The organism is Mycobacterium sp. AZCC_0083 (assembly GCF_014202335.1).
GTDB lineage: Bacteria > Actinomycetota > Actinomycetes > Mycobacteriales > Mycobacteriaceae > Mycobacterium.
Genome location: NZ_JACHGP010000023.1, coordinates 59,062 through 78,589 on the forward strand (window position 1 = coordinate 59,062; position 19,528 = coordinate 78,589).

Sequence of the window (19,528 nt, forward strand, 5' to 3'; positions counted from 1 at the left end):
TAGTCCGTCACAGGCTGCTGAGGTCGTCGGGCACGTCGATGGCGTGCTCGCGCAGCGTCTCGAGGGGCACCACCTCGAGGGTGCGCTCGTGGGTGGCCGCCAGCACCACCGGCGCGGCGTAGCCATCGCTTTGGGCGCGCAGCCAATTCACCGCGGTGACGCACCAGCGGTCGCCGGGCGAGAGGCCAGGGAACCGGTACTGCGGCATCGGGGTCGAGAGGTCGTTGCCGATGGTGCGCTGATGTTCCAGGAACTCACTGGTGACGACGGCACAGATGGTGTGCCTGCCGTGGTCCTCGTCCCCGGTCGAGCAGCAGCCGTCGCGGTAGAAGCCGGTGAGCGGGTCGGTTCCGCACGGCTCCAGCGGGCCGCCAAGCACGTTGCGATCAGCCATTGGCCAAGTATCCACCGAGCGAGTCCCAGAAGCGGGTCAGTGCGGCCGCGCCCCGTTCCGGATCCTGCACCATCCACCAGTGGCCAAGCCCGTCGAGCACCTCGGTGCGGGCTCCCGCGCGCGCCGCGGCCCGCCGCCGAATCTCCTCCGAGCCGACGTAGTGGTCCTCGGTCGCCAGCAGGCAGAGCCCGGGTCGCGCCGCGGCCCGCTCCAGCGACCGGCCCGCCTCGGCGAGGGCGGGGTGGCGCGCCGAGCGGTAGAGCGCGAGCAGTGCTCGAGCCATCTCAGGGCCGTGGGCGGTCGCCATCTTGGCTGCCACCTCGGGTGTCAGGCCAAGCCCGACCAGCCGATCCGTTCGGTCCTGCAGCGTCCCGCCGAGCATGGCGTCGGCCAGCCGTTCGCCCTCCACGGGCGTCTGCCACACCAGCGCCGCCTCGTGCCAGACGTAGTCGGGATCGAACACCCCGATGATGTCGCTGACCCAGCTGCGCACCAACTCTGGGCGATGCATCATCACGTTGACGACGTGGTTGCCGCCCCAGTCGTGTCCGACGACGTCGACCGGTCCATCGACGCGTGACAACTCGTCCTCCAGCCAGTCGCGGTAGTCCAGGTAGGTCGCTGGCCAGCCGTCCGGCAACGGGGCGCCGAAGCCCGGCGGGGACAGCCGGATCACGTCGTCTCTGCCGAGTGTCTCGACCAGAGGATCCCAGACCGCGTCGGTCTCCGGGTTGCCGTGCACCAGTACCACCGTCACGAGAGTTTGCTCCTTGTGTATTGCCGCACGGCCTCTTTGAGTACTTTTCCGTTGGACGTCAGCGGAAGCGCGTCGACGAAGAGGACGTGCCGTGGGCGCTTGAACGCGGCGATCCGCGCACGAACGTGGGTGGCCAACGCCTCCGCCGACGGGCGTTCGCCGGCGCGGGCGACGACGACCGCGCAGATCGCTTCGCCCCAGTACTCGTCGGGCACACCAACCACCGCGACCTGCTCGACGTCCGGATAGCTCGACAGCACGTCCTCGACCTCGCGTGACGATACGTTCTCGCCGCCGGTGATGATGACGTCCTTGAGGCGGTCGAGCACCACCAACCGCCCGTCGTCGATGCGGCCGACGTCGCCGGTGTGAAACCAGCCGTCGACCGTCGCCGGTGTGTGGTCGGGCCAGTAGCCTGCGGCGACTTGTGCGCCGCGGACCAGGATTTCACCGACACCGTCCTTCTCGGCGGCGATCCGGATCTGCACCTCGACGTGCGGCCTCCCCGCACTGGCCAGGATCGCCGCGTCACCGTCCGCCCCTGCGCGGTGGTCGGCGGCGCCGAGAAACGTGATGTTGCCCCCGGTTTCGGTCATGCCGTAGCCCTGATGGAAGTCGACGTCGAGTCGCGCGAGGGCGCGGCGGAGCAGGTCGGCCGGGATCGCGGCGGAGCCGTAGGCGATGTCGCGCAGCGTCGGCAGCTCGATGCCGGTGTCCTCGAGATGAGCAAGCAGACCGTGCAGCATGGTCGGCGCCAGCGAGCACGACGTCACGCCAAAGGCGTTGACCGCCTCCGCGAAGGCATCGGGGCGGAACGCCACGACGGGCAGCACCGTGGACTGGGCGGCGTGGTGCACCAGCATGTTGTAGCCCGCGACGTGGCACATCGGAAACGGCAGCAGGTACACGCCGCCGGATCGCACCGACCGTCCGGCGACGGTGCCTCGCACCGCGGTGGTGATGGACCGGTGGGTGTGCAGCACACCCTTCGCCGGCCCGGTCGATCCGCTGGTGAACAGCAGCCAGGCGGGGTCGTCGGGTGCGATCACTTCGGTGGGTCCGGTCGTCTCGTGTTCCGCGCGTTGCCATTCCGCATCGTCGAATGTCACGACGTGCTCGACGGACGGGAGATGTTCGGCGATCTCCGGCAGCACGTCGAGGTAGCGCGCGTCGCCGACGAGGATGGCGGGTTCGGCCAACGCGAGTTGGGCGATCTGCTCGGCGGGGCTGAGGCGCTGATTGATCAGCACCAGGATGCGGCCGCTGCGGGGAACGCCGTAGTACAGCCGGGCGTACGCGGCGCCGTTGTCCGCGATGACCGCGACGCGGTCGCCGCGACGGGTGCGCTGCGCCGTCCAACTCGCGACGGAGCGCACCTGCCGGTCGAACAAAGCGAAGGTGACAGACGAGCCGTCGGCGCAGATGATGGCCTGCCGGTCGGGCACCGCGGCCGCTGCCGACGACACCAGCTCGTGGATGAGGTCGATGCGGTCGTTCATCGCCCTCAGCTTGTCATGGCGTCATCGAGATGGCAGTGGCGGCGTAGACGTGCGAGTGGGCCGCGCCCTGAGCGCTATGTGAACGCTCAGCGCGGTCGGCAGTTCGGCTTCAGTTCGGAGAAGTGGACGGCGGGCATACCGTCGATGGTCACGAAGTCGGTTCCCACGCCCCACGTCGTCCATGTCATGTCCTGCAATACGCCGGTGCCGTCGCAGTTGTAGTCGAACCGCGTCGGTCGTTGTGGTGGGGGCAGAGCCAGATCGAAGCACTTGCCGATGGCGTAGAAGGCGGTGTCGGGTTGTGGTTCCGCCGCAGCGACGGGTGACGTCCACATCATTGCGATCGCGGCGACGGCAAACGGCAACGCCAGTGCGCGGACCACTCGTCCCCCCTTCTTCGCCGTCGCTGGACCACGGGGATGCTAACAGCACGCCGCGAAACCTGGCAGATTGTGACGTCGATACCCGGGAGGAGACGTAGGTGTGAACGAACGCAATTCGCGTGTTGCGCGCGCGCTGTCGGATGCAGGCGTGGAACCAGCCATCCGAATTCTCGACGCGGATGCCAAGACCGCGGTCGCCGCGGCCGCGCAGCTCGGCTGCGAGGTCGGAGCCATCGCCAACAGCCTGGTGTTCGACTGCGACGGCGCGCCCCTGCTGGTCATGGCCAGTGGCGCGGAGCGGGTAGACACCGATCTGCTTGCCCGCACGTTGAGTGCGGACGTGATCGGCAAGGCCAGCCCGCGGATGGTCCGCGATGCGACCGACCAGGTGATCGGCGGCGTCGCACCGGTGGGCCATCCCAGTCGGCTGCGCACCGTCGTCGACGAGTCACTGGCCCGGTACGACGTGATCTGGACTGCGGCCGGTACCGCCGACTCGGTGATGCCGCTGACCTACGACCAGCTGCTGGCCGTCACCGAAGGCGTTGCGGTCCAGGTTCGTTGAGTCACTCCGCAGGTAGGATCAGAGACAGCATGGTGTCCAGCCGATTCGCCATGGTGCGATAACCGACGGACCGCGACTGCACCTGCATCAGCGCTCCCCAGAACACCGTCTCGAGCGTGGCGAGCACCTCCGGCCATGCACCGGTGCCCAACGCTGCGCCAAGCCTGCGGCGTACCTCTGCGCCGATCCGGCCGCGGACGTCGTCGACGGCGGGATCGTCGTGGCGCAACAGCGCCTGCGTGCACGCTGCCGCGAGGCGGGGTTCGTCGGCGACGATCAGCGTGATGGCCCGCAACTGAACGCTCACCCGCGACTGCAGGCTCGCCGTGGGATCGACCACCAGCGGCAGCTCGGTCACGCGGTTGAGGTAGAGCTCGGCGAACATGGCGTCGAGTGACGAGAAGTGCGCGCGAAGCGCGGCGGGAGGGATCCTGACTCGCGCGGCGAGTGTCGGCAGGGAGACGTCCGACCGCTCGGACCCGTCGAGCATGGCCGCGGCAGCACCGAAGACGCGCCGGTGGGTGTGTGTCATGCGCGCGTGCGGGTCTCGCAGACGAATGACGTCCGCCACCGTTGAGCTGGACATGTGTCCAGTTTATCCGACGGGTTCGTGGTTCGCAATCGACGAGGTTAAATTCCGTGGAACAGCTAATTTTTGGAACCACCAGGTGGTCGCCCACCCGCGCTGGCGGTATGTCGTAAGTCACGACACATGACCAAATCAGACACCTGTCCAGTAGAGTGTGGCGCCAACGCCGGAAGGGGAAACCGTGGCATACGTGATCACGCAGAATTGCTGCAAGGACGCCAGCTGTGTGCCGGTGTGCCCCGTCGACTGCATCCGGCCCATTGACGACTCGTCAACGGCCCCGATGTCAACTGCGACGATGCTCTACATCGACCCGGAGTCGTGCATCGACTGCGGTGCGTGCCTCGACGAGTGCCCGGTCGACGCGATCCACTACGACGAGGATCTGCCGTCGCACCTCGAGCGGTTCAAGGAGATGAACGCCGCCTACTTCGAGCGCCACCCGCTCGAACCCGACGAGACCCCGGCGCGTCGGTCGCGTCCTGCGGTGACGCCGGGTGCGCTGCGGGTCGCCATCGTCGGGGCTGGTCCCGCCGCCTGTTACGCCGCGGCCGAGCTGATCGACGTCGACGGTGTGGAGGTCGAGCTCTTCGAGCGGCTGCCGACACCGTTCGGGCTGATCCGTGCTGGTGTGGCGCCCGATCATCTGCACACCAAGGCGGTGACCAACGTCTTCGAGCACGTGTTCACGAGCAAGCGGTTCGGGTGTCACCTCAACGTCGAGGTGGGCAGGGACGTCACCCACGACGAATTGCTGGCGCACCACCACGCCGTGATCTATGCCTTCGGCGCGGCGACGAGTCGTACGTTGGGAATTCCGGGGGAGGAGCTACCGGGCAGCCACGCCGCCGCGGACTTCGTCGGCTGGTACAACGGCCACCCCGATCGCGCCGCGCATTCGTTCGATCTCGGCTCGTCGCGGGCGGTGATCGTCGGCAACGGCAACGTGGCGCTCGACGTCGCCAGGGTCCTGCTGATGGGCTCCGATGGCCTGGCCGCCACCGACGCCGCCGAGCATGCGCTGGATGCGTTGTGCCACAGCGCCATCGAAGAGGTGGTGATCCTCGGTCGGCGCGGCCTTCGCGATGCCGCCTTCTCTGTCGGCGAGTTCCTCGCGCTCGGCCGCCTCGACGGCGTCGACGTCGTCATCGAACCCGGTGACACGTCCGAGACCTTTTCCGACGACGCCGACGACGACGCCGACGTCGAGACCTCGTTCATACTGGAGATCGCCGGCGAGTACGCGCGGCGGGCACCGACTCCTGGCAACAAGCGAATCGTGTTCCGGTTCAACGCAACTCCGATAGAGGTGGTGGGTGTCGAACGGGCCGAGGGTCTGCGGCTGGACGGCGGCGACGTGATCGACGCGGGACTCATCCTGCGTTCCATCGGCTATCGGGGTGCGCCGATGCCCGGGCTGGCCTACGACGACGCCAACGGCGTCATCCCCAACGACGACGGCCGCGTGCTGGACGGGTCCGGCAGCCGGGTCGCCGGCGTCTACGTCACGGGCTGGATCAAACGGGGCCCCCGAGGCATGATCGGCACCAACCGAGCGTGTGCCGAGGAGACGGTCGCCGCGCTATGGGACGACTTCGACGCCGGGCTACTCGATCGGGTCGTAGAGGACCGGGATGCGTTGCAGGCCTTGCTCGCCGAGCGCGGAGCCCGCCCGATTCCGTGGCGCGGATGGCGGGCGATCGACGAGGAGGAGCGTGTGCGCGGCGCAGCGACCTCGCGCCCGCGGGTGAAGATCGTCGCGGTCGCCGAGATGCTCAGCGCGGCCCAACCCCAGTCGGTTCCGGGGTAACGGGCACCGGGTCCGCGTCGGGCCGACGGGTGGCCAGCACCGAACCGCCCAGAATCAACGCCAGGCCCGCGACGTTCCACGGTGTCAGGGGTTCGTTGAGGATGATCACCCCGGCCGCCAGCGCCACCGCAGGGTTGACGTAGGTGAACACCAGCGCGCGTGTGGCGCCGACCTCGCGGATCAGGGCGAAGAACACGATGAAGGCCAACGCGGTGCAGACCACGGCAAGGCCCGCCAACGCCAACAGGATTCGGGTGCTTGGCAGGCGGTCGGGCCACGTCGCCGCCGCTGGGCCGGCGTACACCACAGCGGCAACGCTCAGGCATGCGGCCGTGAGCGGCAGCGTCGGCACGTCGCCGAGGTAGCGCGCGGCAACCAGGGGAGCGATTGCATAGCAGGTCGCCACCAACATCACCTCGGCGACGGACCACGCGCTGCCTCCGGTGAGTTCGGGCCCGGCAAGCACGGCGACGCCGAAGAGCCCGACGGCCAGCCCCGCAATCCGTTTGACGCCGAATCGCGTTTCGCCGCCGGTCAATCGGTCCAGCACCACGGCGATGATCGGTGCAGCCGCGATCAGCAGGCCGGTCAACGAACTGGACAGGTGGCGCTCGGCATCCGACAGCAGCGCCCACGCGGCGATGATCTCGAAGAACGCGAACACCAATACCGGGCGCCAATGCCGGAACACCGGGGCCCACGTCACGTGGGATAGCACGAGGGGCAGCAGCACGGCAGCGCCGATCGCGGTTCGTGCCAGCACCAGGACGGGCACCGACACGCCCTCCACCGCAATCTTGATGAGCAGGTAGGGGATACCCCAGATGACGCTCATGGCGGCGAACAACACCCACCCGCGAAGGCTCACGCCTTGGTCAGCTCCGCATATCGCGCCAGGTGATGGTCGGTCGTACCGAACTCGTACTGCACCGCGGTGAGTCGCTTGAAGTAGTGCCCGATCGCCAGCTCCTCCGTCATGCCCATGCCGCCGTGCAGCTGGACCGCGTTCTGGCCGATGAATCTGGCCGCCCGACCGATCGTAGCCTTGGCCGCCGACACCGCCCGCGCCCTCGTCGCCGGCTCGGCCTCGAGGTTGAGCACCGCGAGATACACGGCCGCAACGGACTGCTCGAGTTCCATGTGCATGTCGACCATCCGGTGCTGCAGCACCTGGAAGCTCCCGATCGGCTGTCCGAACTGTTGGCGCTGCTTGCAGTATTCGACGGTGTCGGCCAGCACCTTTCGCATGCCGCCGACAGCCTCCGCGCAGACGGCGGCCGCGCCCTCGTCGCGGGCCCGATCGAGCGACGGCCACGCCTGCCCCTCCTCACCGAGAAGCGCGTCGGCGGGCAGTCGCAGACCGGTGAGCACCAGATCGGCGGCTCGGCGGTCGTCGATCGTGCGGTAACCGTGGAACTCGAGGCCTGCCGTGCCGACGTCCACGCAGAACAACGAGATACCACTGTCGGTACGGGCGGTGACCAACAGGTGCGTCGCGATGGGGGCGCCGACGGCCATGATCTTGGCGCCGTCGAGAACCCACTCGGAGCCGTCCCGTCGCGCCGTGGTCGCGGCGTCCTGCCAGCGATCACCGGATCCCGCCTCCGCGGCGGCCAGTGCGACGATCGCCCGGCCGGCGACGATGTCCTCGAGCAGCGCTGTGGCGACGTCGCCGTCCGCGCGGCGCAGCAGGCCGGCGGCCACCACGGCGGTGTCCACGTACGGCTCGACGACCAGTGCGTGGCCGAGGGCTTCTGCGATGACCATCACCTCGACGGGCCCACCGCCGATGCCGCCGACGTTCTCGGGCAAGGCGGCGCCGAGGATGCCGAGTTCATCGGCGAATGCCCGCCAAATGTCGGGCTGCCAGCCCGCTCCGGTCTTGACGGCCGCCCGGCTGGCCTCCAAGTCGTAGCGCGTCGACAGGAACTTCGAGAGGCCGTCGCGCAACAGTTCCTGTTCGTTCGAGAGGGTGAAGTCCATCTAGAGTCCCAACTCCGCCTTGGCGAGAATGTTTCGTTGAATTTCGTTGCTGCCCGCGAAGATCGAGCCTGCGCGGTCGTTGAAGTAGTGCAGCGGAGCCACGGCTTGCCACGGCTCGCCACTGACGTAGCCATCCGCTGGAGGTTCGTACCCGGTGACTGGCCCGCCGGGAAGGGCGGCGTGTGGCTGGTACGCCCGGCCACGGGGTCCCGCCGCTTCCATGGACAGTTCGGTGAGCGCTTGACTGAGTTCGGTCGACAGGATCTTGAGCATCGACGATGCCGATCCCGGGTGCCCGCCGCCGGACAGTGCGGCCAGCACGCGGTACTCGAGGATCTCGAGCACCTCGGTGCGGATGCGTGCGTCGGCGAGCTTGCGGGCGAACCCGGGGTCGTCGATCAAGCTGCCGCCGGCGGGGCCGGGCTGGCTTGCCGCCGCGGCGGCCACCTCCGCGGCTCTCACCTGTAGTGCGGGGGCGTTGGCGCCGCCGCCACGCTCGAACTCCAGCAGGTACTTGGCGACCGTCCAGCCGTCGTCGATCTGGCCGATGACGTTCGACTTCGGAACCCGAACCTCGTCGAAGTAGACCTGAGTCTGGATCTCCTCGCCGGACGTCATCACCAGCGGCCGTATCTCGATGCCGGGCGTACTCATGTCGATCAGCACGAACGTGATGCCCTGCTGCTTCTTGGCGGTGCGCGACGTCCGGACCAGGCCGAACATCCAGTTGGCCTCCCTGGCGTGCGTGGTCCAGATCTTGCTGCCGGTGCAGATCAAGTCGCCGCTCGCTTCATCTGAGACGGCGGCCATGGACAGCGATGCCAGATCGGACCCGGATTCGGGTTCGGAGTAGCCCTGGCAGAAGAACACCTCGCCGGTCAGGATGCGGGGCAGGAAGAAGTCCTTCTGTGCTTGCGTGCCGTAGGCGACGATCGCGTGCGCGACCATCCGGATGCCCATCGGTGACAGTGATGGGGCGCCCGCCAGCGTCGACTCGCGGCTGAAGACGTAGTGCTGCGTCAGGCTCCAATCGCAGCCGCCGTGTTCGACCGGCCAAGCCGGTGCTGCCCAACCGCGTTCGTGCAGGATCGCCTGCCACTGCAGGCTCGCCTCGTGGTCGCTGTAGACGCTCGTCATCAGGCGACCGGCCCGCTGCAGTTCCGGTGTCAGCTTGTCCTGCAGGAAGGCCCGCACCTCATCGCGAAAGGCGATGTCGGTGGGCGACCACGTCAGATCCATGGGTTCCCCGTCCGTCGATGACCGTACCCAGACAGTAAACCTAGTTACCCAACTCGGATTCATGTCGGGGTGCCCGCAGATCGCCCCCCAAGGCGCAATAATCAACCCGTGGACAGGCGTCGTGATGGAGAGACCCGGCGGTCGCCGATGACACTGTTGAGTGAGCTGCCTGCGTTGGTCTTGCTGGAGCGGTTCCCGGTGCCGGTGCTGGCCATCGCCGAGGACGGTTCGATCATCTTCGCCAACGGCGCCTTCGCCGAGATGGTGGGCAGGAGCGTCGACGAGGTCATGGCGTTGAGGTTCCGGCAGGTGTTTCACAGCATGCCTGCCGACGAATCGACACTGTCCGTTCTGCAGGCCCACGCCGGCCTTGTCGTCGAGTTGCGCCACCGGGACCGCTCGGTCGTCCGCGCAAGGATGAGCAAGTCGGCACTTCTTCGGGGTGACGACCCCGTCGCACTCGCGACGTTCCAGGACGTCACCGAACGGCTGTGGTCCGAGGAACTATAAGGCCAGTTCTGCCGTGCCGAATTCTAGGACGACGGCAAGATGCGCATCGACTGGCGGGCGAGGAATTCGCGGTAGTACCCGAGCGAGTCCCCGGTAACGATTGCGGGCAGCAGGATCTCCAGCGTGCGCGCGAAGCGGCGCCGAAGATCGCGTCCATCGGTCATCGCGCTCGAGACCAGTTCGGCCCCCAGCATCGAGGCCAGGACCGTCGCGACGACGGCATCGGCATCGATGTCGGACCGGACATCGCCCTGCTCGACGGCCGCGCGGACGCGCTCGGCGAACTCGGCTTCGAGAACGCCGTAGGTGGCCTTCGCTGAGGGGTTGAATCCGCCGAACGTGCGCAGTAACCGACACGCCGCCTGCGCGACGCTGTCGGCCGTGATGGCATCGGCGACGACGAACCAGCCGTGCACGATGTTCTCCATCGCCGGGGAACCAGATCTGCCCGCGGAACGGAAGGCACCGAGGATCGTGTCCGTGCCTTCCTCGATGATGGCGGTCGCCACCGCCTCCTTCGACTCGAAGTGGTAGTACAAGGCGCCCTTGGTGAGTTCGGCGCGCTCGATGATGTCAGCGAGACCGCTGGCGGGATAACCGATCTCGTTGATCAAGGCGACAGCCGAGTCGATGATCCTCCGTCTAGTGGCCTCGGATCTGGCCTGGCGCACCACCCCCGTGCACCTCCATCAGCCCATAGAGACGGCAGTTCGCCGCCCCCAGGATCATAGATTGTTGGCGCGCAAAGGGACGGCGTTCTTGACGGCGAGTGCGGATCGGCGCCGGATGAAGCCTGCGAAGTAACCGAGCTTCTCGGGATTTGCGAAACCCGGAAGGACCAGCATCCACAGCGACTCCAGATCGCGGATGAAACTTTCGGGTTCGTCCAGGTTGCTCGTCTGCCGCAGACCCAGATACATCGAGACCAGAAGGCGGGCCGTGTGTTCGGGGTCGACGTGCTCGACGACGTCGCCCTCGCCGATGGCGCGACGGGTCAGCGACGCGAAGCCATTGACCCAGACGTCGAGCACCTTCGCCTGAAGGCCGTCGAAGCGGCCGACGGCCTCGAGCAGATTGAGACCGGCCCGGGCATCCGCCTCGCCGATGTCGGAGACCGCGATCACGTAGGCGACGTCGATCGTGGTCTCGAGTCCGGACAGTCCGTTGGTGCGAAGTTGCTCGACGGTGGCCCAGCCTCGCTCGGCGCGATGCTCGATGACGGCGTTGGCCAACGCGTGCTTTGACCGGAAGTGGAAGTACAGGGCGCCCTTGGTGACGTCGGCGCTCGCCACGATGTCGTCGAGGTTGACCTGGCTGTAGGGCCGGGTGGCGAACTCGTGTGCCGCGGCTTGCAGTATCTGCTGCCGCGTCGCGTCGGCCCTTCTGTCCGCCTGCTCAGTCACCGTCAGCCCTTGCCACTAACCCCGACTATCCCGATTCCCCTGGACCGGTCATTGTCCAGTGTCAATGGTGGCCGATTTTGCCGCAGACTTTAAGTCATCACCTTAGCTGCATAACAATCCAAAGGTATGTAAAGTACGGGATGTGATGACTCTTGGTCCGCGTTCGGCTGTGGCTGACTGCGGGGTCGTGACGTCGTCGAGGGCCGTGACCAGCATGCTCGGTCAGGCCCGTACGTGCCACGCCAGTGGTACGTCCCTGATGTTGCCACGGCCCGCATTGGCAAACCCCCCTTCGAATTCAGTGCGGACCGTGGCGACTCGAACTCGGTGCGACGGGTCAGTACTCAGTTCGGCCGCTGGAGCTCTAGATAATCGGTTCCCAAGGACGAAATACCGCGCGCAAATGCCCGCGGCGACGGACGTCATCGCGACAGTTTCGCGACAACTTCCACTCCTCACGATTCAGGGTAAGCAATCTTTAGGTAGTTAACGCAGATGTGGGATACAGAAGTCGACCTTGTGTGTATCGGCGCTGGAATCGGGGGCCTGGCCACTGCCATCGCCACCGTTGACGCGGGCGAAGACGTCATCGTCGCCGACACGGGTCAGATTGCTGCGTCGGTGGCGACTCATGGGGGTCTCGGCGCGGCGCGCGGATGGTTGCAGCACGACGGCGTGGACGTCGAGACCGAGGATTTCCTCGCTGCCGTGGTCGAGGGTCTCGACCCGCTGGCCCGGCGTCCCGGCGCGTCTCGCGTGCCGACGCGGGTCGCGCGCCCGTGGACGGGCGACGGCCGGTCGGTGGAGCCGTTCGTCGGCGCCACGATCCGGGCCTGGGACATCCAGTGCCTCGGGTCGCCGTACGGGACGCTGCACTCGAGCGTCTTCGGTTGGCAGCGCACCAGGATGCGTTCGTCCGACGGCGAGGCCATCGAGGTCATCCCAGTCGGCGAGATCGACTGGCACGACGGCCTTGGCGAACACGACCTGCTCGACTGGATGGGCGGGCAGGCGTACGACCGCGACGTCGAAGTGCTCTCGGCCAGCTCGCTGCAACGCATCGTCTTCGAGGAAGGGCTGATCGTCGGGGTCGTGCTCGACACGCCCGATGGTCCGTACGCCGTCGGCACCCGCCGCGGCGTCACGTTGTCGCCGCCTGACAATGGGCCGGCTGCGGCCGGCCAGCTCACCTCCCCATCCCAAGGCGACCGCAAGCAGGTGTGCCTCGTCGGGCGGTCCGCCAGCCGCTTCGGGCGCGTCGAGCTGATCACCATTGCGGCGCCCGCCGTCGTCGAACCGGTCTGCTCGGGGTCAGGGCGTCAGCTGCGCGGCCATCTCCGCGAATCCCGTCAGGTTCCGTCAGATCTTTGGCGTTGCGGAAAAGTGCATGGGCACACGGCCTTTGGCCAATAGCGCCTCCATGTGCCCGGCGCTCAGCGGATGCGAAAGCAGAAAGCCCTGCGCCCGGTAACAACCGTGGTGTAGCAACGTCCTCGCGGCGACCTCGGTCTCGACGCCCTCGGCCACCAGTTGCAAGCCGAATGCCTCGGCGAGTGCGATGATCGCCCGCACGATCGCGAGATCGTCCGGATTGGTGCCCAGATCGGTGACGAATCCCCTGTCGATCTTGAGCAGGTCCACTGGTAGCGCCTTGAGGTGTGCGAACACGCTGTAGCCGGTACCGAAGTCGTCGATGGCCAGCGCGACACCTGCCTGCTTGAGAGCGGCCAGCGTGACGCCGGTGGTCTCGATGTCCTGAACGACGACGCTCTCGGTGATCTCAAGGCACACCGAGCCCCGCTCGAGGCCGAACTCGCGCAACGTGCTCGCCACGGAGTCGACGAAACCATCTGAAACCAGCTGCATCGGCGAGACGTTCAGCCGCAGCACGGTGTTGGCGCCCAGACCATGCGAGCGCCACCGCGTGAAATCCAAGCACGCCGTACGCATTACCCAACGGCCGAGTTCGCCTGCGAGATTGATGGATTCGGCGACCGCGATGAACGAGGCAGGAGGTAGCAGCCCCCGGGTCGGATGCTGCCATCGAACCAGCGCCTCTATGGCGAGTACTTCACCGGTGCGCATGTCGACCTCAGGCAGGTAGCGCAGAAACAGCCCCCCGGTCTCGATGGCGCTCTGCAGATGCAGTTCGATGTCGGTGCGGTACTCCGACGTCAGCGACATGTCAGCGGAGAACATGGAAACGTGGTTCCCGCCTGCGGCCTTGGCGGTGAGGACCGCCTGATCGGCCCGACGGATCAAATCCGTCGTGGTGTCACTACCCGGAACGCCCAAGGCGACCCCGATGCTCACCGTGCGGGCGAGCAACTCGCCGTCGATGGCCACCCGTTCGCGCAGGACGGACTGCAATTGGTGGGCGAGCGCCTCGGCTTTCTCCGCCGACATCGGCAGTGCCGGTATCACGACGAACTCGTCGCCGCCAAGGCGCGCGATCATGTCGCGCTCGCCGGTCGCTGCCTCCAGCCGGTCGGCCAGCGCTTGGATGAAGCGGTCACCGGCGGTGTGGCCGAGGTAGTCGTTGATGGCCTTCAACCGGTCCAGGTCGATGAACAGTGCTGCGACGGGACTCGGCTGCCCAGGCGCCAAGCGCGCGTCCACGTCTGCCAGTAGTGCCCGCCGATTGCGTAGACCCGTCAGATCGTCGTGCTCGGCCAGATAGCGCAGCTGGTCTTCCGCCTCGACGCGCGCCTGGACCTGCGCGAACAACGAGGTGATCGCCATCAACGCGTTGAGCTCGGCGACGCTCCATTCGCGAGCGCCATGCTTGACGAAACCGAGCACGCCGGTGGTGACGTCACCGGACAACAGCGGCGCGCACACTACCGAGGAAGTCGGTACCTGTCTGCGGTCTTGGGTGGCACGTTGGTAGTCCTCTGCCTCGGCGTGAAACACCGTCGGTTCTGTGAGGTGCTCCGCGAACGCGAACATGGGATCGGCCTCGGCGAAGTAGATCAGCTCGAGCGGATCGACGTCGGCGCGCGGTGGCCACTTCGCGATCAGCCGGGTGGCGTGAATTCGGTGGTCATGGTGGCGCAGGAAGCCGATGTCGACGTCGAAGTGGGAGACGAGGTCGGCCATCACCTGCCTGCTGACCTTGACGGAGGAGGCCGCGTCGACTCCCATCAGGCGCGTCGCCACCCGGGTGACGACGACGTCGAGGCTGCTTTGCACCCGTTCCTCCAGTATCTCGTCAGCCTTGCGGTGAAAGGTACTGGCGAAGCGCGCGGCGGCGGCATCGCACCGATGGTCGCGGGGCGCCGGTCAAGAACCGGGGCCTGCGCTCCGTCCGGAAGGAGTGGTCGCCAATTCTCGGAAATTGTATTGCAGTGTGTTGCCACGCATCGACGCAACGCCGACCGTGGCGTGGTCCCGGTGTCGGTCGGAGTGGACCGTCACTGTTGGCTTCCGGCCAGCAGGCGGGTCTCACCTGCCCCGTCCAAATGTCTGGCGATTAGCCGGAATTCGGCGGCGATCCGCGAAGCTTGCCGAGACTCGGCGTGCTTGGCGAACGTGCCGCGGTCCCACCACATCATCGTTGTCTGATATCGCTCGTCGGGATAGGGAGTGGGTGGAACTTGGGTCGCCACCAACCCGCCCGTCGCGCGCCATCGGGCCAGTACGTGCGTGCCACTGGTGGCCAACGCGAATTTGGCGTCGAGCAACAATACGGAGTGCAACGGAAAACGGGCGAGGACGTTGGTGAGCGAACGATTTCGGGCCGGGTCGTCGGTCACCCACGCGGTTTTGATTTCCACGACACCGAACGGGATTCGATCGCTGATCAACTTCCGAACCGTGTCCAAACCGGGGCGCCCGTGCCACTCGACGACCGCGTGCGATTCGTCGGCTGCGCCGTATGGCCCCTTGGCCCGAACGCCGGCCACCATCTGGCCGCCCTGGTCCATCACGGCCAGGAACAGCGAAGTATCGCTGGGTTTGCGCAGTGATTCCAGGTCAAGCGCGCGCTCGACGCCGTGCCGGCAGTAGCTGTCCTGTGCGCCACGTACGTATTCCGCCCAAAGTCGCGGTTCCGTCGTCGGCTCGGCTGCCACGAGCGTGCACTCGGTGTCCGGATCCCACCACTCGATGCTGCGGTCGAGGCAAACGGGAAGGCAATCGCTGGCATCCAGCGTCGAAACGCTCATAGGTGTCCGTTCTCTGGGGCAGGCCTGGTTGTTGAAGCCGCTGCCACATATGCGCATCCAATGGATAGCAAATACCGTCTAAGTATCGCTCTTTGGCGCCCGTTTGGAGCCATTGCGTTGATCTTGTATTGACCGTTGTTTGCTCAATAAAAATACTTTTAGCCTGTTATTGTGGATTGGACAATTCATCGATCATGGCGATGGCTTCGATACCAGCAATTAGGTAGCCAAATCGTCATGATGGCAAACTATGCGTCGGCTTCAGGGCCCGCCCGGGGCAGTATACGAGAGTTTCCCGAGTGTTCACTGGGTGGTGTCGGCAAAGGCTCGTCGTCGCCTCGGCGGCGGCTACGGGGCCCGGACGGTGGACGTCGGGCGAGGCCGGACTGGTGCCGGGAAAGGCGACGCGCTACACATGTTGGGTCGGCTAGTGGGGTCGGCGTCATCGTTCTAGGGAGTGCTGTGAAGGTCTTCGAGGGTCTGGATGAGTTCGCGGCGGCAAAGGGTAGTCAGTTCGGACCCACCGAGTGGCTGACGATCAGCCAAGAGCGCGTCAACCTGTTCGCCGACGCCACCGACGACCACCAGTGGATACACGTCGACCCCGAAAAGGCGGCCGCCGGGCCGTTCGGCGGCACCATCGCGCACGGCTTGCTGACGCTGTCGCTGCTACCGCATTTCTCCCAGCAGCTGTATCGCGTGGCCAACATCGCGCTGGCGGTGAACTACGGCTACAACAAGGTCCGTTTCATCACCCCGGTGAAGGTGGGCGCGAACGTGCGGGCACGCGGTGAACTCACCTCGGTCAATCAGCTGGACGGGGCAGTCCAGGCGACCACGACGATCACGGTGGAGATCGAAGGCACCGACAAGCCTGCGGCCGTGGTGGAGTCGATCGTCCGCTACATCGCCTGAGTTTCTAGGATCCCCCCGTCGCTTCGCTCGCCCCAGGTGACGACCGCTGCGCGGCTCTGACCAGTCCGCTGCCGATGATGAGGCGCTGGATCTCACTGGTGCCCTCGTAGAGGCGGAGCAACCGGACGTCGCGGTAGATGCGCTCGACCGTCACCTCCCGCATGTAGCCGCTGCCGCCGTGGATCTGCACGGCGAGATCGGCGACGTTGCCGACCATCTCGGTGCAGAACAGCTTCGCGGCGGACGGGGCGATGCGGCGATCCTCGCCCAATAGCCATACGCGCGCGGCATCGCGCACTAGCGCACGCCCGGCCATCACCCCGGTCTGCTGGTCGGCGATCATCGCCTGCACCAGCTGGAAGTCGCCGATCGGCGTGCCGCCCTGGGTGGCGGTGGCGGCGTAGTTCACCGATTCGTCAAGCGCGCGCTGCGCGGCGCCCACCGCCAGCGCGGCGATGTGGATGCGGCCCCGTGCCAGTGATGTCATGGCGGCTCGGTAGCCGATGTCCTCGGCCCCGCCGATGAGCGCGTCGTCGCCCACCCGCACCTCGTCGAGACCGACGTCGGCGGTCCATGCGCCTTCCTGGCCCATCTTGGCGTCCTTCGTGCCAACCACCACGCCAGCGGCGTCGGCGGGCACCAGGAACACCGCGATGCCTGGGCCGTCGGAGTCCGCAGGCCTGCTCCTGGCGAAGACGACGAACAGGTCGGCGGTCGGCGCATTGGTGATGAACCGCTTCTGGCCGGTGATCACCCAGTCCGAACCGTCCCGAATCGCCTTGGTGCGCAAGCCCGCCGGGTTCGACCCCGCGCCCGACTCGGTCAGCGCGAAGGACGCCACGACCTCGCCACCGGCGATCCCGTCCAGCCAGCGGCTCTTCTGCTCGTCGGTGCCGAAGCCGACGAGCACCTGACCGGCGATGCCGTTGTTGGTACCGAACATCGACCGTAGCGCCAACGTGGTGTAGCCGAACTCCATCGCCATCTCGACGTCCTGGGCGATGTTCAGGCCGAGCCCGCCCCACTCCTGTGGGATCGCGTAGCCGAACAGACCCATCTCCTTGGCCTGGTTGCGGATGTCGTCGGGCACCCGGTTGTCGGCCATGATCTCCAGCTCGCGAGGCATCACAGCGGACCGGATGAAGTGCCGCGTCGCGTCGAGGATGTCCCGGAAGTCGGCTTCAGAGACGGCGGGGTCTGCCATGCGTCGTGCTCCTGACCGGGGGGCGGTGTAGGCGTCGTGCAACAAATATCATATTTTATGTTGTGAAAACCTTCAGGAAGGGTGAGCGCATGGCTTTGCTCGACGGACGAACCGCGGTGGTCACCGGCGGAGCGCAGGGGATCGGCTTCGCGATCGCCGAGCGTTACGTCGCCGAGGGGGCGCGGGTGGTGCTCGGCGACCTCGATCCGGATGCCTCCGCGGCTGCGGTGGAGAAACTCGGCGGTGGCGACGTCGCTGCCGCGGTGCGCTGTGACGTGACGAAGGCCGCCGACGTCGAGGCGCTCATCGCCGCCGCGGTGGAGACGTTCGGCGGACTCGACGTCATGGTGAACAACGCGGGTATCACCAGGGACGCCACGATGCGCAAGATGACCGAGGAGCAGTTCGACCAGGTCATCGCCGTCCACTTGAAGGGCACCTGGAATGGCACCCGCAAGGCGGCCGACGTCATGCGGGAGAACAAGCGCGGCGCCATCGTCAACATCTCGTCGATCTCCGGCAAGGTCGGGCTGATCGGGCAGACCAACTACTCGGCGGCCAAGGCGGGCATCGTGGGCCTGACCAAGGCAGCGGCCAAGGAGGTCGCGCATCTCGGCGTGCGGATCAACGCGATCCAGCCGGGCCTGATCCGTTCGGCGATGACCGAGGCCATGCCGCAAAGGATCTGGGATTCCAAGCTCGCCGAGATACCGATGGCCCGGGCCGGGGAACCGGCCGAGGTGGCCAACGTCGCGCTGTTCCTGGCTTCGGACCTGTCGTCGTACATGACCGGCACCGTGCTGGAAGTGACTGGGGGAAGGCACATCTGATGGGCGACTTCACGAGAGACACTTCTTTTACATCGCTCCTCGCGTCCGCAGTGATCTGCGAACCGGTCCGCACTCCGATCGGCCGCTACGGCGGAATGTTCAAGTCGGTGACCGCCGTCGATCTGGGCGTAGCCGCGCTGAAGGGTCTGCTGGAGCGGACGGGCGTGGCGCCCGACGCGATAGGTGACGTCATCCTTGGGCACTGCTATCCCTCGCCAGAGGCCCCGGCGATCGGGCGGGTGGTGGCACTCGACGCCGGCTTGCCCGTGACGGTTCCGGGTATGCAGGTCGACCGCCGGTGCGGATCGGGCCTGCAGGCGGTGATCCAGGCGTGCCTGCAGGTGGGCGCCGGTGCGAACGATCTGGTGGTCGCGGGCGGCGCGGAGAGCATGAGCAACGTCGCGTTCCACTCCACCGACATGCGGTGGGGAGGCGCACGGGGCGGCGTGACGGTGCACGACGGCCTGGCCCGCGGCCGCACCACCGCGGGCGGGCGCAACTACCCGGTGCCAGGCGGCATGCTCGAGACGGCAGAGAACCTGCGGCGCCAGTACGGCATCTCGCGTGCCGAACAGGACGAGCTCGCGGTGGCGTCGCACCAGCGCGCGATCGCCGCCCAGAAGAACGGGATCCTCGCCGAGGAGATCGTCCCGGTCACCGTGCCCGGGCGCAACGGCGACGAATTGATCGACACCGATGAACACCCCCGCGCCGACACCTCGGTGGAATCGCTGAGCCGGCTCAAACCCGTACTGCTGCGTGAGGATCCAGAGGCCACCGTCACCGCGGGCAATTCCAGCGGGCAGAACGACGCGGCCTCCATGTGCATCGTCACCACACCGGCGAAGGCGGCCGAGCTGGGCCTGCGACCGCTAGTGCGACTGGTGTCGTGGGGCGTCGCCGGGGTGGCGCCGAACGTGATGGGGATCGGCCCGGTGCCCGCGACCGCCGTCGCATTGCGGAACGCTGGGCTCGAACTCTCTGATGTCGACCTGATCGAACTCAACGAGGCGTTCGCCGCGCAGGCGCTGGCCGTGATGCGCGAATGGGGGTTCACCGACGCCGACCGGGAGCGCACCAACGTGCACGGCTCGGGCATCTCGCTGGGGCACCCGGTGAGCGCAACCGGCGGCCGGATGCTGGCGACGCTGGCGCGCGAACTCGACCGGCGCGACGCGCGGTACGGACTCGAGACCATGTGCATCGGGGGCGGGCAGGGATTGGCCGCGGTGTTCGAGAGGGTCGCGGGATGACAGCCAAGCGAGAAGCGAAGCGGGATCG

Annotated in this window: 20 protein-coding genes; 7 read left to right on the forward strand and 13 right to left on the reverse strand. The window is 67.0% G+C overall.

Going from position 1 to position 19,528, the window contains the following annotated elements; translation table 11 throughout:
• Positions 1 to 7 precede the first annotated feature (7 nt).
• The 4 genes from HNP02_RS37560 to HNP02_RS37575 all read right to left on the reverse strand — a co-directional run bounded on the left by HNP02_RS37560 (position 8) and on the right by HNP02_RS37575 (position 3,033).
• Entirely contained in the window at positions 8 to 394 is a 387-nt protein-coding gene (locus HNP02_RS37560) for a DUF2237 family protein (protein WP_184445737.1), read from the reverse strand.
• Complete coding sequence (locus HNP02_RS37565; RefSeq protein ID WP_184445738.1) at positions 387 to 1,151, reverse strand: alpha/beta fold hydrolase; 765 nt, start codon at positions 1,149 to 1,151, stop codon at positions 387 to 389. The genes HNP02_RS37560 and HNP02_RS37565 overlap by 8 nt, the downstream gene beginning before the upstream one ends.
• Positions 1,148 to 2,650 carry an AMP-binding protein gene (locus HNP02_RS37570; protein WP_184445739.1) on the reverse strand — a complete coding sequence of 501 codons (1,503 nt, stop codon included), beginning with the start codon at positions 2,648 to 2,650 and terminating at the stop codon, positions 1,148 to 1,150. Before HNP02_RS37570 ends, HNP02_RS37565 begins: the two co-directional genes overlap by 4 nt.
• 86 nt (positions 2,651 to 2,736) lie before the next feature.
• Positions 2,737 to 3,033, reverse strand: a complete 297-nt coding sequence (locus HNP02_RS37575; protein WP_309241838.1) for a hypothetical protein — start codon at positions 3,031 to 3,033, stop codon at positions 2,737 to 2,739.
• A 100-nt stretch (positions 3,034 to 3,133) separates the two neighbouring features.
• Between HNP02_RS37575 and HNP02_RS37580 the strand changes: the two genes are divergently transcribed.
• On the forward strand, positions 3,134 to 3,598 hold the full coding sequence (locus HNP02_RS37580; protein ID WP_184445740.1) for a YbaK/EbsC family protein: 465 nt from the start codon (positions 3,134 to 3,136) through the stop codon (positions 3,596 to 3,598).
• A 1-nt stretch (position 3,599) separates the two neighbouring features.
• On the opposite strand, the gene HNP02_RS37585 is transcribed toward HNP02_RS37580, so the two are convergent.
• On the reverse strand, positions 3,600 to 4,184 hold the full coding sequence (locus HNP02_RS37585; protein ID WP_184445741.1) for a TetR family transcriptional regulator: 585 nt from the start codon (positions 4,182 to 4,184) through the stop codon (positions 3,600 to 3,602).
• A gap of 184 nt (positions 4,185 to 4,368) precedes the next feature.
• On the opposite strand from HNP02_RS37585, the gene HNP02_RS37590 reads away from it, so the two are divergent.
• On the forward strand, positions 4,369 to 5,997 hold the full coding sequence (locus HNP02_RS37590; RefSeq protein ID WP_184445742.1) for an FAD-dependent oxidoreductase: 1,629 nt from the start codon (positions 4,369 to 4,371) through the stop codon (positions 5,995 to 5,997).
• On the opposite strand, the gene HNP02_RS37595 is transcribed toward HNP02_RS37590, so the two are convergent.
• The 3 genes from HNP02_RS37595 to HNP02_RS37605 are packed head-to-tail and all read right to left on the reverse strand — an operon-like array spanning position 5,963 to position 9,219.
• Positions 5,963 to 6,865 (reverse strand): DMT family transporter, encoded by a 903-nt coding sequence (locus HNP02_RS37595; protein ID WP_184445743.1) that lies wholly within the window; start codon positions 6,863 to 6,865, stop codon positions 5,963 to 5,965. The genes HNP02_RS37590 and HNP02_RS37595 overlap by 35 nt on opposite strands.
• A complete protein-coding gene (locus HNP02_RS37600; RefSeq protein WP_184445744.1) occupies positions 6,862 to 7,980 on the reverse strand; it encodes an acyl-CoA dehydrogenase family protein in 1,119 nt (372 codons plus the stop codon). Before HNP02_RS37600 ends, HNP02_RS37595 begins: the two co-directional genes overlap by 4 nt.
• Positions 7,981 to 9,219, reverse strand: coding sequence for an acyl-CoA dehydrogenase family protein (locus HNP02_RS37605; RefSeq protein WP_184445745.1), 1,239 nt, complete (start codon positions 9,217 to 9,219; stop codon positions 7,981 to 7,983).
• A gap of 108 nt (positions 9,220 to 9,327) precedes the next feature.
• Between HNP02_RS37605 and HNP02_RS37610 the strand changes: the two genes are divergently transcribed.
• Positions 9,328 to 9,729, forward strand: coding sequence for a PAS domain-containing protein (locus HNP02_RS37610; protein ID WP_375373755.1), 402 nt, complete (start codon positions 9,328 to 9,330; stop codon positions 9,727 to 9,729).
• Positions 9,730 to 9,752: 23 nt separating this feature from the next.
• On the opposite strand, the gene HNP02_RS37615 is transcribed toward HNP02_RS37610, so the two are convergent.
• Complete coding sequence (locus tag HNP02_RS37615; protein WP_184445746.1) at positions 9,753 to 10,403, reverse strand: TetR/AcrR family transcriptional regulator; 651 nt, start codon at positions 10,401 to 10,403, stop codon at positions 9,753 to 9,755.
• 51 nt (positions 10,404 to 10,454) lie between these two features.
• Positions 10,455 to 11,132 carry a TetR/AcrR family transcriptional regulator gene (locus HNP02_RS37620; protein ID WP_184445747.1) on the reverse strand — a complete coding sequence of 226 codons (678 nt, stop codon included), beginning with the start codon at positions 11,130 to 11,132 and terminating at the stop codon, positions 10,455 to 10,457.
• A 495-nt stretch (positions 11,133 to 11,627) separates the two neighbouring features.
• On the opposite strand from HNP02_RS37620, the gene HNP02_RS37625 reads away from it, so the two are divergent.
• Entirely contained in the window at positions 11,628 to 12,545 is a 918-nt protein-coding gene (locus HNP02_RS37625; RefSeq protein WP_184445748.1) for an FAD-binding protein, read from the forward strand.
• Here HNP02_RS37625 and HNP02_RS37630 read toward each other — a convergent pair.
• Together HNP02_RS37630 and HNP02_RS37635 are read right to left on the reverse strand one after the other, a co-directional pair.
• Entirely contained in the window at positions 12,492 to 14,324 is a 1,833-nt protein-coding gene (locus HNP02_RS37630) for a bifunctional diguanylate cyclase/phosphodiesterase (RefSeq protein WP_184445749.1), read from the reverse strand. The genes HNP02_RS37625 and HNP02_RS37630 overlap by 54 nt on opposite strands.
• A gap of 221 nt (positions 14,325 to 14,545) precedes the next feature.
• On the reverse strand, positions 14,546 to 15,298 hold the full coding sequence (locus HNP02_RS37635; protein ID WP_184445750.1) for a hypothetical protein: 753 nt from the start codon (positions 15,296 to 15,298) through the stop codon (positions 14,546 to 14,548).
• A 462-nt stretch (positions 15,299 to 15,760) separates the two neighbouring features.
• Here HNP02_RS37635 and HNP02_RS37640 point away from each other — a divergent pair, with 462 nt between their 5' ends.
• Positions 15,761 to 16,213: a MaoC family dehydratase gene (locus HNP02_RS37640; RefSeq protein ID WP_184445751.1), complete on the forward strand. Its 453-nt coding sequence runs from the start codon at positions 15,761 to 15,763 to the stop codon at positions 16,211 to 16,213.
• Between the two features lie 4 nt (positions 16,214 to 16,217).
• Here HNP02_RS37640 and HNP02_RS37645 read toward each other — a convergent pair whose 3' ends face one another.
• A complete protein-coding gene (locus HNP02_RS37645; protein WP_184445752.1) occupies positions 16,218 to 17,417 on the reverse strand; it encodes an acyl-CoA dehydrogenase family protein in 1,200 nt (399 codons plus the stop codon).
• Between the two features lie 89 nt (positions 17,418 to 17,506).
• Here HNP02_RS37645 and fabG point away from each other — a divergent pair, with 89 nt between their 5' ends.
• Positions 17,507 to 18,247 (forward strand): 3-oxoacyl-ACP reductase FabG, encoded by a 741-nt coding sequence (fabG, locus tag HNP02_RS37650; protein WP_184445753.1) that lies wholly within the window; start codon positions 17,507 to 17,509, stop codon positions 18,245 to 18,247.
• On the forward strand, positions 18,247 to 19,500 hold the full coding sequence (locus tag HNP02_RS37655) for an acetyl-CoA C-acetyltransferase (RefSeq protein WP_184445754.1): 1,254 nt from the start codon (positions 18,247 to 18,249) through the stop codon (positions 19,498 to 19,500). The genes fabG and HNP02_RS37655 overlap by 1 nt, the downstream gene beginning before the upstream one ends.
• Positions 19,501 to 19,528 lie beyond the last annotated feature (28 nt).